The organism is Brevundimonas sp. (genome assembly GCF_035627055.1).
In the GTDB taxonomy this organism is placed as follows: Bacteria; Pseudomonadota; Alphaproteobacteria; order Caulobacterales; family Caulobacteraceae; genus Brevundimonas.
In genome coordinates this window covers 53,877-67,494 of record NZ_DASPMM010000007.1, presented here as the reverse complement: position 1 = coordinate 67,494, position 13,618 = coordinate 53,877, and the positions used below count along the sequence as shown (strand labels likewise).

Genomic DNA, 13,618 nt, shown 5'->3' with positions numbered 1-13,618 from the left:
GCGCGCCATAGGGCCACTGGAAACCTTTCGCGCCATCCTCTCCGGGAGAGGAAGTGTGTTGACGCGAACCCCGCTGGAGATGCGGGCGGCTACTCCCCGATGACGGCGGGGTCTCTAGCGGCGGCGGCGCCCTGGCGCAAGCTCAGCTGAAGGCGACGAAGATCAGGGCGACGACGGTGACGTCGACGGTGCGGGCGAGGAAGGTCAGCATGGCGGCGGTCCCGGACGGAGGCGTTTGCCCCTCTCGTCGGCAAGGACCGTGCCGCGAGCTCAGACGTCCGTGTCGGTGGCCTTGCCGGGTTTCGGACGGCGTTCGGCCGCGCCCGAATAGGCGTTCCCCAGATAGGTGGAGCGGGCCGCGTCCAGCACCGGAGGTCCGCCCTTCAGGCCGCGCCGCTGCCCGCTCTGACCGATGACCTGGGCGGCGAAGGCGGCGGCGGAGGCGTCGGCGGGCGGCGTGGGGGCAGGTCTTGCCGGGGCGTCGGCAGGCTCGGCCGGAAAGTCCATGGGAACGAGGTCGCGCGAGGCCGAGGCGGCGCGGCGTTCGGCGGAGCGGCGGTCCGACTCGCGGCGATCGTCGCGGCGTTGCACCCGGCCGACGGGACGGACCTCGTCGGTCATGGTCAGCCCGCCTTGCCGGGCGGCTGGGACATCCGGTCGAGCTGGGCGCGCATCTCGTCCATCTGGCGGCGCATCTCCGCGAGGGGATCGGCGGCCTGTTCGGGCGGCGGAGGGGCCGCGGGGCGCGCTGCGGCGGCGTTGAAGCCCGGCCACATCTTCATCGCCTCGGCGAACATGGCCATGTTGCGCTTGACCGCCTCGTCGAGCAGGCCAGCTCCTGGCGCGGCGCCGAAGGCCTTGGAGAACTGGCCGCGCATCTGCTCCTGCTGACGGGCGAAGCTGTCGAGGGACATTTCGAGATAGGACGGCAGCACGCCCTGCATCTGGCCACCGTAGAAGCCGATCAGCTGGCGCAGGAACTGGACCGGCAGCAGGGCCTCGCCGCGGCTCTCTTCCTCGAAGATGATCTGGGTCAGGATCTGGCGGGTCAGGTCGTCGTTGGTCTTGGCGTCATAGACCACGAACTCGACGCCTTCGCGCACCATGCGGGCGAGGTCCTCGAGGGTGACATAGGCGGAAGTGGCGGTGTTGTAGAGCCGCCGGTTGGCGTATTTCTTGATGACGACGGTGTCGCCGGCTCCGGGCTTCTTGTCGGCCACGCGCAGTCCCCGATCCTGTTGCAACGCCGCACTATGCTGCGCTGCGGAGGGGAATGTCTAGCCGAGGGCGGCGGGGGCCAGGACCACGCCGACCAGCACCGCGGCCCAGTGGGTCATGGCGCCGGTGACCACGAAGCCGTGCCAGATGGCCCGGCGGAACTTCACCTTGGGGCTGATGAAGACGAAGACGCCGGCGGTGTAGATCAGGCCGCCGGCGACCAGCAGGGCCAGGGCGATCGGGTGGACGGTGTCGATCATCGGCTTGAGCGCCAGCACGGCCAGCCAGCCGAAGCCGATGTAGACCATGCTCCAGAAGGCGTCCGAAAGGCGAGGGGCGACCAGTTTGACGGCGACCCCGCCGAGGGCGACGGCCCAGACCAGCAGGGTGAAGCCGACGGCCCAGGCGCCCTCGAAGCGCTGGGTGGTGAAGGGGGTGTAGCTGCCGGCGATCATCAGGAAGATGGCGGCCTCGTCCATGCGGCGCAGGATGGGCCGGGCGGCGCAGGGGCGGGTCTGGTTGTAGATGGTCGAGACCGTCAGCATGGCGATCAGGCACAGGGCGTAGGCCGCCGTGGCCACCACCGTCCCGACTCCGGAATACAGGGCGGCGAGCACGGCCAGGACGATGCCGCCCACCGCCGCTAGGGTCAGGCCGACCACATGCACGACGAGGTCGGCGGTCTGTTCGGCCGGCGTCCGGTAGTGTTCGACCATGTCGAGCTCGTCGGGGACGCAGACCCGGCCGAACAGTTTCTTCATCCGCATGAGCATGGCCCCATCAAGCCTTTCGCTCCTTTTTCGTTCCCGACAGGATGCGGGCGGGCCGATGACCATCCGCTGAATGGCGGCTTGCGAGGGTGACGAAAGGTTCGGGATGCGGCAGAAACGGCACGAATTCTTTCCCGCGGCCTAACGCCTCCCCCTTCGTACGGCCGCTTCCCCGAGGTCAGTCAATGTCTGTCGAAGTGGTCATCGTCTCCGCGGCGCGCACGCCGGTCGGATCGTTTCTCGGCGCGCTCTCGTCCCTGCCCGCGTCGAAGCTGGGCGAGGTCGCGATCCGGGCGGCGCTGGAGCGCGCCGAGGTGGCCGCCGACGAGGTCGATGAGGTGATCCTGGGCCATGTGCTGCAGGCGGCGGCGGGTCAGGGCCCGGCGCGGCAGGCGGCCATGGGCGCCGGCATTCCAAAGGAGGTTCCGGCCTGGAGCCTGAACCAGATCTGCGGCTCCGGCCTGCGCGCCGTGGCCATCGCCGCCCAGCAGATCGCCCTCGGCGACGCCCGCATCGTCGTCGCCGGCGGCCAGGAGAGCATGAGCCAGGCGCCGCACGCCCAGCAGCTGCGCACCGGCCAGAAGATGGGCGACCTCGCCCTGGTCGACACCATGATCCGGGACGGGCTGTGGGATGCCTTCAACGGCTATCACATGGGCCAGACGGCCGAGAACATCGCCGACCGCTTCCAGATCAGCCGCACCGACCAGGACGCCTTCGCCGTGGCCAGCCAGCACAAGGCCGAGGCGGCGCAGAAGGCTGGCCGCTTCGACGCCGAGATCGTTCCGGTGACCATCCCCGGGCGCAAGGGCGACGTCGTCGTCGACACGGACGAATACATCCGCCACGGCGCGACGCTTGAGGCCATGGCCTCGCTGCGCCCCGCCTTCTCGAAGGAGGGCACGGTGACGGCGGCCAACGCCTCGGGCCTGAACGACGGCGCCGCGGCGCTGGTGCTGATGAGCGCGGACGACGCGAAGGCGCGGGGACTGGAGCCGCTGGCCCGGATCGTCTCGTCGGCCACGGCGGGCGTCGATCCGGCCATCATGGGCACGGGGCCGATCCCGGCCTCGAGGAAGGCGCTGGAGAAGGCCGGCTGGAGCGTCGGCGACCTCGATCTGGTGGAGTCGAACGAGGCGTTCGCGGCGCAGTCGCTGTGCGTGCTGAAGGAACTCGGCCTCGACCCCGACAGGGTTAACGTCAATGGCGGCGCCATCGCCATCGGCCATCCGATCGGCGCCTCGGGCGCCCGCATCCTGACCACCCTGCTGCACGAGATGAAGCGGCGCGATGCGAAGAAGGGCCTCGCCACCCTGTGCATCGGCGGCGGCATGGGCGTGGCGATGTGCGTCGAGCGGCCCTGAGGCTCCGGTCCCGTCAGAGCTGCCGGGGGATGTCCAGAATGTCCCGACGGCCGGCGGTGTAGCATTCGCAAGCGGCCCGCTCGAGGGCGCTGCGATCCAGAATGGTCACCCGGCCGCGGGAGTAGCTGATGGCGCCGGCCTTCTGCAGGCCCTGGGCCGCCTCGTTGACGGTGGTGCGCTGCGAGCCGAGCAGGCTGGCCAGATATTCCTGGGTCAGGTGCAGGGTGTCGCCGTCGAGGCGGTCGTGGCAGCGCAGCAGCCATTTGGCGAAGCGCTGGTCGGCGCGGTGCAGGGCGTTGCAGGCGCCCGACTGCTCCAGCTCGCCCTGCAGGCCGGCGGCGTAGAGGGCGATGACCGAGCGCAGCTCCGGCCGCTCATCGCACAGCGCCCTCAAGCGGCCGACCTCGATCCGGCGCGTCTCGCCCGTGGACTGCCCGACCAGGCGGGAATAGGTCCGCACGGGGACGTTGATGGCTCCGGGCGTCGTGACGCCCTCGCGGCCGACCATGAAGGTCTCGACGGTGCGGCCGTCCTGCATGCCGGCCACCGCCGAGATGATGCCGCTGAGCACGAAGTGGACGTGGACGACAGTGTCTCCGGCCTCGGAGAAAACATGACCCAATTCAAACTCGAACGGAGTCGAGGCGGAGAGGACCGCGGCGCGGTCTTCAGGGGACAGGCGGTCGAGGAGATGGTTGCGAAGCACGGCCGAAGGCATGTTCGCGGCTTAGGGGAAAGCTGAACGATCCGTCCGCCGGAAATCGACTTAACCGGACCGATCCGTTGGCCCTGCGGAAACTCAACGCTAGGCCGTTGTGGAGGTTGCGCAACAGGCGGGCGCGTCAGGCGGCGTTGGCGGCCTTCGACTTCAGCTTGTCCTGATGGGCCCGCATTCCCGCGGCGATCAGTTCGGCGGCCTCGCCGGCGTCGCCCCAGCCCTTGACCGTGACCGACTTGCCCTTCTCCAGATCCTTGTAGCGGGTGAAGAAATGCTCGATCTGCTCGACCAGGATGGCGGGCAGCTGCCGGTAGCTGGCGATGTCGGTGTAATAGGGGTTCAGCTTGTCGACCGGCACGGCGAGGATCTTCTCGTCGCCGCCGGCCTCGTCTTCCATCTTCAGCACGCCGATCGGGCGCGAGCGGATGATGCAGCCCGGCACCACCGGCGTCGGGTTCAGCACGATCACGTCGCAGGGGTCGCCGTCGTCCGACAGGGTGTGCGGGATGAAGCCGTAGTTGCCCGGGTAGTACATGGCGGTGTGCAGGAAGCGGTCGACGAACAGCGCGCCCGACGCCTTGTCCATCTCGTATTTGACCGGCAGGCCGCCCTGCGGGATTTCGATGACCACGTTGACGTCCCAGGGCGGGTTGGGGCCGGCGGGAATGGCGTCGATGTTCATGACGGGAACTCGTCTATGGTGCAGTGCGGTAGCGGGAGGCGGGGGTGATAGGCGCGCACGGCGCCCGAAGCAAGGCGGACTTGGCGCGGGACGTTCCAACCTGCCGTTGGGGCGGTCGGGTGCTAGTGCTAGTGAGCAAGGGGTGAGCAGGACGGAGTGGGCGGTCACGCCAGCGGCTCACCCCTTGCTCACTAGCACTAGCACTGAAGAGAGCTCCGGATGACGATCTTCGAAGGCGCGGCGCTGGCCTTGTTCTTCCTCTGCTGGCTGGGCTACGGCCCGCTGCTGGCGTTGCTGGCCAGGCGCAGCGGCTCGCTCAACGACGACATGATCATGGTGCGGCGGGCCTGGATGATGGCCATGACCCACCGCGAGGTGCGCATCGTCGACAGCCAGCTGATGGGCCACACCATCAACTCGGCCGGCTTCTTCGCCTCGACCAGCCTGCTGCTGATCGCGGCGGTGGCCAGCGTGCTGTTCGGCGGCGATCAGGCGCTGCAGGGCGTGGCCCTGATCGACGAGGGGGGCGCCTCGACCCGACTGCTGGAGGCCAAGCTGGCGCTGGTGCTGCTCTGCCTCGCCCGCGGCCTGCTCGATTTCATCTGGTCGATTCGCCAGATGAATTACGCCCTGGCGCTGATCGGGGCGGCGCCGGAGCTGCATGCCGAGGCCGACCGGGTGGCGCTGGGCGAGGCGGCGGGGAATCTGCTCAACCCGGCCCTGAGCGCGTTCAGCCAGGGCGTGCGGGGTTATTATTTCGCCCTGGCGGCGGCGGCGTGGCTGTTCGGGCCGCTGTGGCTGGCGATCGGCGTGGCGCTGGTGTTCTGCCTGCTGGTCTGGCGGCAGGCGGCGTCGCCGGCGGCGCGGGCGGTGCGGACGGCGCGGCGGCTGCTGGAGCCGCACCTGCCGGCGCAGTGACGCTGTTTCGCACTCGCGCACCGGAAGAGGTGAAGTTCACCGCTGAAAGCGGTTACGAGGCCGGGCGCGGGATGAAAGTTGGCGTTACAGGGCGTGATCGCGGGTGCGAACTCTGCAGTTGACGCATGGTGCACCGCACACTAACTTGATGGTCGACGCCTGAGGGCGTCATGCCCTTCCTGGGCGTTTCCTCCCTAAAGACTTTTATGCCGCGCCTTCGGGCGCGGCTTTTTTTACGCCCGGCCGAGGGGAGTCCCGTCGCCGAGCAGATCGTCGATGACCCGCGCCACCCCGGCCGCGCAGCGCGACCAGCCGAGGCCCGGCTGCAGGGTGGCCTCGTCGAGGTACAGCGCCCGGTTCAGTTCGATCTGGACGGCGTGGAACCCCTCGGCCGGGCGTCCCCAGCGCTGGGTGGTCCAGCCGCCGGAATAGGGCTGGTTCAGGGCCACCCGCCAGCCCAGCGCCTCGAACGCCCGCCGCAGCCGCCGCGTCAGGGCCGCGGCGCAGGACGAGCCGTGCCGGTCGCCCAGCACCACGTCCGGTCCGCGCGCGCCGCCGATCCCCTGGGTCGCCCGCGCCGGCATCGAGTGCCAATCGACCAGAACCGCCTCGCCGTGGCGGTCGTGGGCCGCCGCCATCAGGTCCGCCAGCGCGGCGTGATAGGGGGCGTGGACCCGGTCGATCCGCGCCCGGGCCTCGCCCAGCCCCAGCCGCCGGCCGTAGAGCGGGCGGGCGTCGCCGGTCAGACGCGGAATGACGCCATAGCCGGCCGTGGTGCGCGGCGAGGCGGTCGGCCCCTCCAGCCCCTCGATCAGGGCCGGGTCGAGGTCGTCGGGATCGCGATTGAGGTCGACATAGGCCCGCCCCAGCCGGCCGAGCAGCAGGGCCGCGCCGCGCTCCGCTCCCGACGCGATCAGCCGATCGACGAGCGCGTCCTCGGCGCTGCGCAGGCTGGCGACGTCGAGACCGGGGGCGGTGTTCATGTCGGCCGGATAGACGTCGCCGGAGTGGGGCGAGGCGAACACGAAGCGGCCGGCGGCGGGCGGCATGACGACGGCGAACGGGGCCTCGCCCGCCTCGACCGCCGTGTGCTCAGGTCCGTCCGCCATGGGCGCTCCATACCGTGTTTCGTGCATCGATCCACAGGTTCGCGCGTCCGGAGCGCCTCGCCCGAACAGGGATTTTCATGGCGGGTTTACCGATCGGGTCGTAGCGTCACGGCAACAAGACGGGGCGAAGACATTTCATGGCGCGCATTCTCCTGGCCGAGGACGATCATTCGCTTCGGGGTTTCCTGACGCGGGCGCTCGAGCGGGCCGGCCATTCGGTGGTCGACTGCGAGAACGGCGACGACGCCATAGACGCCCTCGACCAGGGGCCGTGGGACCTGCTGCTGACCGACATCGTCATGCCCGGCGCCGACGGCATCGAGGTGGCGCGCGTCGCCGCCGCCCGCCAGCCGGGCATCCGCATCATGTTCATCACCGGCTTCGCCGCCGTCGCCCTGTCGGCGGCCCAGGCCAGCCCGCAGGCCAAGGTGCTGTCCAAGCCGGTTCACCTGCGCGACCTCGTCGGCGAGGTCGAGCGGATGGTCGCGGCCTGATATGAAGAAGGGGCGCTGACGCCTCGCCGCGCGCCCCGGCCTTCGCCGGGAGGACGAGCCGCGCGGCTTGAGCGCGTTCGGGTCGTTTGGGCCTTGCAGACTGCAAAGGGGCCGGGTTATAGACCGCGCCTTCCTGCCCCCGGGGGTGACCCTGGGGCCGTCACGGCGGACGCGTAGCTCAGCGGGAGAGCACTTCGTTGACATCGAAGGGGTCACAGGTTCAATCCCTGTCGCGTCCACCATTTCCTCCCCCCAGCGACACACTGTAGGCTCCGGGTCCGCTTCGGTCCGGGGATGACGCTTGCCCAGCTTCTATGAGTTCTTCGCCGGGGGCGGCATGGCGCGGGCGGGGCTGGGCGAGGGGTGGACCTGCCTGTTCGCCAACGATTTCGACGCCCGCAAGGGCCTCGCCTATCAGGCCAACTGGGGCACGGGCGGAGAGTTGACCGTCGGCGACATCCGCGGACTGGCCGTCGAAGCCATGCCCGGCGACCCGGACCTGGTCTGGGGCAGCTTCCCCTGCCAGGACCTGTCGCTGGCGGGCGCAGGGGCGGGGCTGAAGGGCGAGCGCTCGGGGACCTTCCACGCCTTCATGGACATCGTCGGCCGGCTGGCGGAGCAGGGCCGGGCGCCGCGGCTCGTCGCGGTCGAGAACGTCTGCGGGACCCTGACCTCGCATGGCGGCAAGGATTTCGAGGTTATCTGCCGGGGGGTCGCCGCGGCCGGCTATCGCTACGGCGCCCTGGTCATCAACGCCGAGCTGTTCGTGCCGCAGAGCCGGCCGCGGCTGTTCGTCATCGGCGTGCGTGACGCGGTCGAGGTTCCGCCGGCGCTGCTGGCGCCGGGGCCGGTCGAGCCGTTCCACACCCGCGCCCTGCGCACGGCCGTGGCCGGACTCCCCGACGATCTGCGGGACCGGCTGCTGTGGTGGAATGCGCCCACGCCCGAACGGCGGCGGACGACCTTCGCCGATCTGATCGAGGAACACCCCGAGGGCGTGGAGTGGCATAACCAGGCCGAGACGAAACGGCTGCTGGACCTGATGTCGCCGGTCAATGCGGCCAAGGTCGAGGCGGCGCAGCGGGCCGGGCGCCGCATGGTCGGGGGCGTCTATCGCCGGACCCGCATCGACCCCTCAGGGGCGAGGGTGCAGCGCGCCGAGGTGCGGTTCGACGACGTCGCCGGCTGCCTGAGGACGCCCGCCGGCGGGTCGAGCCGCCAGATCATCCTCGTGGTGGACGGTCCGACGGTGCGCTCGCGGCTGATCTCGGCGCGGGAAACGGCGCGGCTGATGGGGCTGGCCGACGACTATGTGCTGCCGCGGAATTACAACGACGCCTATCACCTGACCGGCGACGGGGTGGCGGCGCCGGTGGTGCGCCATCTGGCGCGGCATCTGTTCGAGCCTCTGGCCGACCCGGCCCGGTCGGCGCGCCGCGCGGCCTGATCAGACCGGCTGGGTCCGGGTAGTCAGGCGGCACTCCAGTTCGTGGACGGTCGCCCCCTGTTCGTCGCGGACGGTGATCGCGACCCGGCCGGTCTGGGCGAGTTGGCGCGAGTGAACCGGCAACAACTCGGCGGCGATGCGGATGGCCATGTCCCGGGCGGCTTCGCTATCGGGCAGATCCTCGCCGTCCTCGTCGCGGATCGCGTGTTCGGAGGCGATGTCGAAGAAGTAGCGCGGCACCGTCAGCAGTCCCCGCCGACGATCTCGACCGCCCCGTCGAAGGGCTGGCTGTGGACCACCTGTCCGTCGGCGTCCTCGACGTCGATGCGCTGGTCGAGGCGGATGCGGCCCAGCCGGGCTTCGTCGCTGATCAGGGCGCGGGCCTCGGCCAGGGCGGCGCGCGCGATGGCGTCAGCGCCGTTCAGGTCACGCCCGTCCGGATCGAGGAGGGTGTCGTGGCCGTCCCGGAGATGGAAAAAATAGACCGGCATGCAAACCTTCGCACTGGGCGAAGATTGCTCAGCAGGATCAAACATAACACAAGTTAAGACGACCGGCATGACTTATGTTATTGTAGAGTATCACCGAACGGTTATCCGGGCTTCGGCGACAGAGAGTTTCCATGTGCTCCCGCCCCTAATGCCGGAGCCGCCATGCCTCTCGATGACACTCCCCTTCGAATGCTTTTGCGAAGACTGGAGCTGATCGTCGACCTGCCGGAGGTGGATCGGCAGGCCGTTCTGAGCCTGCCCCATCGCACGCGGACGATGGAAGCCTCAACCTACCTGACCCGCGAAGGCGACGTCCCGGCCCTGTGTGGCGTGATCGGCTCGGGTTTCGCCTATCGGCAGAAACTGACCGGCGAGGGCGTCCGTCAGATCGTCGCCCTGCACATCCCCGGCGACGCCGTGGACCTGCAGCACCTGTTCCTCGATGTCGCCGACCACAGCGTGCAGATGCTGACCCGCGGCGAGGTCGCCTTCGTCCCCCGCAAGGACCTGCTCGACCTGGTCGACGCGCGGCCCCTTGTCCGGCAGGCGGTCATGACCAGCGTCCTCGTCGAGGGCTCGATCTTCCGCGAGTGGGTGCTGAACGTCGGCCGGCGCGACGCGCGCACCCGTCTGGCGCATCTGCTGTGCGAGTTCGCCAGCCGCATGGAGGCGCAGGGCCTGGTCGACGGCGGCGGATTCGAACTGCCGATCACCCAGGAACAGCTCGCCGACGCGGTCGGCCTGACCCCCGTGCACGTGAACCGGACGCTGAAGGCGCTCGAGGCCGACGGGCTGATCACGCGCAACAAGCGCAACATCGTGTTCCCGTCCTGGCAGCGGATGCGCGACGAGGCCGACTTCAACCCGCGCTACCTGCACCTGGAGCGACAGCACTCCGCCCAGGCGCTCTGAGGATGCCCCGCGCCGTTCGCCGGACGCCGCCGCCGCCGACGCCCGGGCGCCAGGAACCTGCCGGATCTTGATGCAGGTTAAAAACCGGCCGCACCACTGGTGATATCCTGACCGGCCCGGCTGCTGGAGCCGACGAACCGGAATCCAGCCGCCGCCCTTGCCGTATGTCCTGGTCGGAACTGCATGATTCTGGAACCCATGGAGTCTGTCGAATTGGGAGCCCCCGCGGCCCTGCGAAACCGGCTTTTGCTTGCGCTGTATCGCGCCGATCCTGGCGTCCTGGGTCAGGTTCGCCCACTGTCGCTGCTGAACGGCGATACGGTGTTCGAGGAGGGCGCGGTTCCCCACGCCGTCATCTTTCCGGAAGGCGCCCTGCTGTCGAGCCTCGCCGCCATGGCCGACGGTCGGACGGTCGAGGTCGCCTCGCTGGGCCAGGACGACGCCGTCGGCCTGCTGTCCTGCCTGACCTCGGAACCCGAGACCTGTCGCACCGTAGTCAGGATCAGCGGCCCGGCGAGGGCCATTCCCGCGCCGCTGCTGAGGGCCGCGGCCGACGAGAACGAGGGGCTGCGGCGGCTGCTGCTGCGGATGGTGCGCAAGGCGGCGGTCCGGGCCGAGCAGGAACTGGCGTGCGGGGCCGTCCACGATGTGGCCGCGCGGCTGGCCAAATGGCTGCTGCTGACCTGCGCCCGGACCGGCGAGACTCGCCTGCCCCTGACCCAAGACGACATGGCGGTGATTCTGGGGGTGCAGCGGACCACGCTCAACGCCAGCGCCCTGCAGATGAAGGCGTCGGGGGCGCTTCGCTACAGCCGGGGAGTCGTGCAGGTGCTCGATCCCGAACGGCTCGAGGCGCACGCCTGCGAATGCTACGCCCATGCCCTGCGCGACTTCGAGCCGGACGACGTCGCCCGCTCCCGGCGGTTCGCCTGAGGCCGCTTACCGCCGGTAGATGCGGTCCAGGGCGCGCGCGACCGGGACCAGGCCCTCGACGCCCGGGTCGAACCGCTCCCCCGCGGCGAGGCGCCGGGCCCAGTCGGCCGCGGCGCGCCCTCCCCATTCGTCCGGCGGCGAGGCGAGCACGCGGCGGGCGGTGCCCTCGAACTGCTCGGCGGTGAAGTCGTAGAAGGAGCCATCGACGTTGCGCAGACCGGCCCCGCCACGCTCGCCGTACAGGTTGGCGGAGATGACCGCGTCCTGGCCCGCAGGCAGGCGCCACGAACAGGCCAGACGCACCACCGCGCCGGTGTCGAGCGTGAGGGTGGCCACGGCGTAGTCCTCGGCGACCCGGGGGTCGTCGGTCAACCGGCCGCCGGCGAACAGGTGCGACGAGACATCGGTCACCGTCGCGTCGCCGAGCAGCCACAGGGCCAGATCGACGAGGTGGACGCCAAGGTCCATGACGCAGCCGCCCCCGGACAGGGCGGGATCGTAGAACCACGGCTTGTCCGGCCCATAGGCGTTGTGGAAGGTCAGGTCGACGGCGTGGACCCGGCCGAGTTCGCCGGCCTCGACCAGGGCGCGGACAGCGCGCGCCGCCTCGGTGAACCGGTAGCTGAGATCGACGGCGAGCAGGCGGTCGGCGCGGCGGGCGGCGTCGATCACCTCGCGCACCTCCGCCTCGGTCCGGCCCAGCGGCTTCTGGCAGAAGACCGCCATGCCGCGGGCGAGGGCGCGCCGCGCCTGTTCGGCGTGCAGGGCGCTGGGGGTGGCGATGACGACGCCGTCGAGGTCGTGCTCCAGCAGGGCGTCGAAGCCGCCGACCCGGGGCGCCTCGGGGGCCAGGCCGGCGGCGTCGGCCCGCATCGCGTCCGAAGGATCGGCGATCACGGAGGCCTCGACCGCGCCGGTCGCCAGCATGGCCTCCATCCGGTGACGGCCGATCCAGCCCACGCCGAGGAAGCCGATCCGCGGCTTGTCAGTCGCCGCCCGCCGGGATCGTTCGAGCAGGGCGTCGGTCATGTCATCATCACCAGCGCCTTGACGAAGCCGTCGGGTTTGTCGCGCGTGGCGTCCAGCGCCTGGTCCAGCTGATCCAGCCGGTAGACGTGGGTGAGCAGGGGCGCAGGGTCGAGACGGCCGGCGACCACCGCATCCACGGCCTCGCGCAGGCCCTGGACATAGACCGCGGCGTCGCGCTCGTGCGCGTTGACGACGTCGAGACCGCGCCAGTTCCACAGCTGCATGTTGACCTGCCGCGGGCCGTCCTGGTGGTAGCCGGCGATGACCAGCCGGCCGCGTTCCTTCGTCAGTTCGGCCGAGAGATCGAGCGGCCACTGCTTGCCGACCGCCTCGATGACCACGTCGCAGAAGGCGCCGCCGGTCAGCTGCGACACGTGCGAGATGATCCCGTAGTGATCCTCCATCGGGAGGGTCTCGGCCGCGCCCATCCGGCGGGCGAGATCGAGGGAGGAGGGGCGGCGCGAGATGGCGATCACCCGCGCCCCGGCCTCGGTCGCCAGTCGGGTCAGCACGGCGCCGAGGAAGCCCACGCCGACAATGGCCACGGTCTGCCCGGCCTCGATGGCGCTGCGGCGGAAGATGTTGAAGGCGCAGGCGAAGGGCTCGCCGGGGAAGGGCTGGCCGTCGAGGTCCGGCGGCAGTTTCACCGCCGACGCGGCGTCGGCGATGTCGTATTCGGCGTAGGCGTGGCCCGACAGGAAGGCGACCCGGTCGCCGACCTTCAGGCCCGCGACGCCTTCGCCGACTGCGTCGACCACGCCCCAGCCCTCGTGCCCCATGCCCCCCGGTTCGGTCGGGAAGGTCATCCATTCGGGTCCGGCCCAGGGCGTCAGATTGGAGGCGCAGACGCCGCAGCCCTCCAGCCTGACGCGCAGCTGTCCGGCGCCGGGCTGCGGCAGGGCGGTCTCGCGCAGCTCCAGCCGGCCGGGGCCGGTGACCACGGCGGCGCGCATGGTGCGGGTGTGGTTCAGGACGTCAGTCATGTTCATGTCCGGCGACAGGCGGGTCCTGCGGTTCGGCGAGGGTGTCGAGAACGGCGCCGGGAGCTACGTCGCGGCGCAGTTCGTCGAGGTCCGCGTCGCGGGCCGGCACTTCGAGGCGTTCGGCGATGCGGGTGACGAGGTCGATCAATCGGGTCACCTCATGCTCGGCGAGAAGGTTGATCTGAAGGTCGAGTTCCGCGCGTCGGCGCTCGGCGGCGGAGATGCGGTTCTGGCTGATCAGGATGAAGGTCGACAGGAAGATGGCCTCCACGGAGGCCGCCATCGCCAGGACGACGAGACTGGGATCGAACCGCCAGCCCGCGGGGCCGAGCGTGTTGACCAGGATCCAGCCGCCGAACAGCAGAAGGTGCAGCAACACGAACCGCAGGCTTCCGGCGAAGTCGGTGATCCCCTCGGCCAGCCGTTCGCTGGCCGGCGCGGTGCGCTCGGCGCTCTCGCGGCGCTCGCGCATCTCGGCGATGTTCCGCCGCAGGACGGACGCCAGTCCCTCGGCGGCCGCCGTCGTCGGTCCCCTGCCGGTCATCGGTCC

The 13,618-nt window shown here is 70.3% G+C and carries 17 protein-coding genes, 1 tRNA gene and 1 riboswitch; of the genes, 7 read left to right on the top strand and 11 right to left on the bottom strand.

The features are described from left to right. Nucleotides 1–9 precede the first annotated feature (9 nt). A riboswitch (yybP-ykoY riboswitch) is annotated at nucleotides 10–110 on the bottom strand. A 160-nt stretch (nucleotides 111–270) separates the two neighbouring features. From VEA98_RS02775 to trhA, 3 genes are read right to left on the bottom strand one after another with little or no spacing between them, the layout of a single operon-like run. Next, entirely contained in the window at nucleotides 271–621 is a 351-nt protein-coding gene (locus VEA98_RS02775; RefSeq protein ID WP_324810946.1) for a hypothetical protein, read from the bottom strand. A 2-nt stretch (nucleotides 622–623) separates the two neighbouring features. Continuing rightward, the gene (gene phaR, locus VEA98_RS02770; RefSeq protein WP_324810944.1) at nucleotides 624–1,220 is read right to left on the bottom strand and encodes a polyhydroxyalkanoate synthesis repressor PhaR; all 597 of its coding nucleotides are present in this window, start codon (nucleotides 1,218–1,220) and stop codon (nucleotides 624–626) included. A gap of 57 nt (nucleotides 1,221–1,277) precedes the next feature. Then, the gene (gene trhA / locus VEA98_RS02765) at nucleotides 1,278–1,979 is read right to left on the bottom strand and encodes a PAQR family membrane homeostasis protein TrhA (protein ID WP_414642129.1); all 702 of its coding nucleotides are present in this window, start codon (nucleotides 1,977–1,979) and stop codon (nucleotides 1,278–1,280) included. Between the two features lie 194 nt (nucleotides 1,980–2,173). On the opposite strand from trhA, the gene VEA98_RS02760 reads away from it, so the two are divergent. Continuing rightward, a complete protein-coding gene (locus VEA98_RS02760; protein ID WP_324810940.1) occupies nucleotides 2,174–3,352 on the top strand; it encodes an acetyl-CoA C-acetyltransferase in 1,179 nt (392 codons plus the stop codon). 13 nt (nucleotides 3,353–3,365) lie between these two features. Here the strand turns inward: VEA98_RS02760 and VEA98_RS02755 are convergent, their stop codons facing one another. Together VEA98_RS02755 and ppa are read right to left on the bottom strand one after the other, a co-directional pair. Continuing rightward, nucleotides 3,366–4,070, bottom strand: a complete 705-nt coding sequence (locus VEA98_RS02755; protein ID WP_324810938.1) for a Crp/Fnr family transcriptional regulator — start codon at nucleotides 4,068–4,070, stop codon at nucleotides 3,366–3,368. A 124-nt stretch (nucleotides 4,071–4,194) separates the two neighbouring features. Further along, nucleotides 4,195–4,752 (bottom strand): inorganic diphosphatase, encoded by a 558-nt coding sequence (gene ppa, locus VEA98_RS02750; protein WP_324810936.1) that lies wholly within the window; start codon nucleotides 4,750–4,752, stop codon nucleotides 4,195–4,197. Nucleotides 4,753–4,971: 219 nt separating this feature from the next. Here ppa and VEA98_RS02745 point away from each other — a divergent pair, with 219 nt between their 5' ends. Then, complete coding sequence (locus VEA98_RS02745; RefSeq protein ID WP_324810934.1) at nucleotides 4,972–5,670, top strand: DUF599 domain-containing protein; 699 nt, start codon at nucleotides 4,972–4,974, stop codon at nucleotides 5,668–5,670. Between the two features lie 233 nt (nucleotides 5,671–5,903). On the opposite strand, the gene VEA98_RS02740 is transcribed toward VEA98_RS02745, so the two are convergent. Then, nucleotides 5,904–6,779, bottom strand: a complete 876-nt coding sequence (locus VEA98_RS02740) for an N-formylglutamate amidohydrolase (RefSeq protein WP_324810932.1) — start codon at nucleotides 6,777–6,779, stop codon at nucleotides 5,904–5,906. Between the two features lie 137 nt (nucleotides 6,780–6,916). On the opposite strand from VEA98_RS02740, the gene cpdR reads away from it, so the two are divergent. The 3 genes from cpdR to VEA98_RS02725 all read left to right on the top strand — a co-directional run bounded on the left by cpdR (nucleotide 6,917) and on the right by VEA98_RS02725 (nucleotide 8,720). Next, nucleotides 6,917–7,273 carry a cell cycle two-component system response regulator CpdR gene (gene cpdR / locus VEA98_RS02735; RefSeq protein ID WP_056616494.1) on the top strand — a complete coding sequence of 119 codons (357 nt, stop codon included), beginning with the start codon at nucleotides 6,917–6,919 and terminating at the stop codon, nucleotides 7,271–7,273. Nucleotides 7,274–7,440: 167 nt separating this feature from the next. Next, a tRNA-Val gene (locus VEA98_RS02730) sits at nucleotides 7,441–7,515 on the top strand. A gap of 59 nt (nucleotides 7,516–7,574) precedes the next feature. Further along, entirely contained in the window at nucleotides 7,575–8,720 is a 1,146-nt protein-coding gene (locus VEA98_RS02725) for a DNA cytosine methyltransferase (protein ID WP_324810930.1), read from the top strand. Here VEA98_RS02725 and VEA98_RS02720 read toward each other — a convergent pair whose 3' ends face one another. Beyond that, entirely contained in the window at nucleotides 8,721–8,960 is a 240-nt protein-coding gene (locus VEA98_RS02720; RefSeq protein ID WP_324810928.1) for a DUF6894 family protein, read from the bottom strand. A 2-nt stretch (nucleotides 8,961–8,962) separates the two neighbouring features. Further along, a complete protein-coding gene (locus VEA98_RS02715) occupies nucleotides 8,963–9,211 on the bottom strand; it encodes a DUF6894 family protein (RefSeq protein ID WP_324810926.1) in 249 nt (82 codons plus the stop codon). A 189-nt stretch (nucleotides 9,212–9,400) separates the two neighbouring features. Here VEA98_RS02715 and VEA98_RS02710 point away from each other — a divergent pair, with 189 nt between their 5' ends. Both VEA98_RS02710 and VEA98_RS02705 read left to right on the top strand, forming a co-directional pair. Beyond that, complete coding sequence (locus VEA98_RS02710) at nucleotides 9,401–10,123, top strand: Crp/Fnr family transcriptional regulator (protein WP_324810924.1); 723 nt, start codon at nucleotides 9,401–9,403, stop codon at nucleotides 10,121–10,123. Between the two features lie 198 nt (nucleotides 10,124–10,321). Next, on the top strand, nucleotides 10,322–11,056 hold the full coding sequence (locus tag VEA98_RS02705) for a Crp/Fnr family transcriptional regulator (RefSeq protein ID WP_324810922.1): 735 nt from the start codon (nucleotides 10,322–10,324) through the stop codon (nucleotides 11,054–11,056). Between the two features lie 6 nt (nucleotides 11,057–11,062). On the opposite strand, the gene VEA98_RS02700 is transcribed toward VEA98_RS02705, so the two are convergent. The 3 genes from VEA98_RS02700 to VEA98_RS02690 are packed head-to-tail and all read right to left on the bottom strand — an operon-like array spanning nucleotide 11,063 to nucleotide 13,612. Then, nucleotides 11,063–12,085, bottom strand: a complete 1,023-nt coding sequence (locus VEA98_RS02700; RefSeq protein ID WP_324810920.1) for a Gfo/Idh/MocA family oxidoreductase — start codon at nucleotides 12,083–12,085, stop codon at nucleotides 11,063–11,065. Beyond that, entirely contained in the window at nucleotides 12,082–13,068 is a 987-nt protein-coding gene (locus VEA98_RS02695; RefSeq protein ID WP_324810918.1) for an MDR/zinc-dependent alcohol dehydrogenase-like family protein, read from the bottom strand. Before VEA98_RS02695 ends, VEA98_RS02700 begins: the two co-directional genes overlap by 4 nt. Further along, nucleotides 13,061–13,612, bottom strand: a complete 552-nt coding sequence (locus VEA98_RS02690) for a DUF1003 domain-containing protein (protein WP_324810916.1) — start codon at nucleotides 13,610–13,612, stop codon at nucleotides 13,061–13,063. The genes VEA98_RS02695 and VEA98_RS02690 overlap by 8 nt, the downstream gene beginning before the upstream one ends. Nucleotides 13,613–13,618 lie beyond the last annotated feature (6 nt).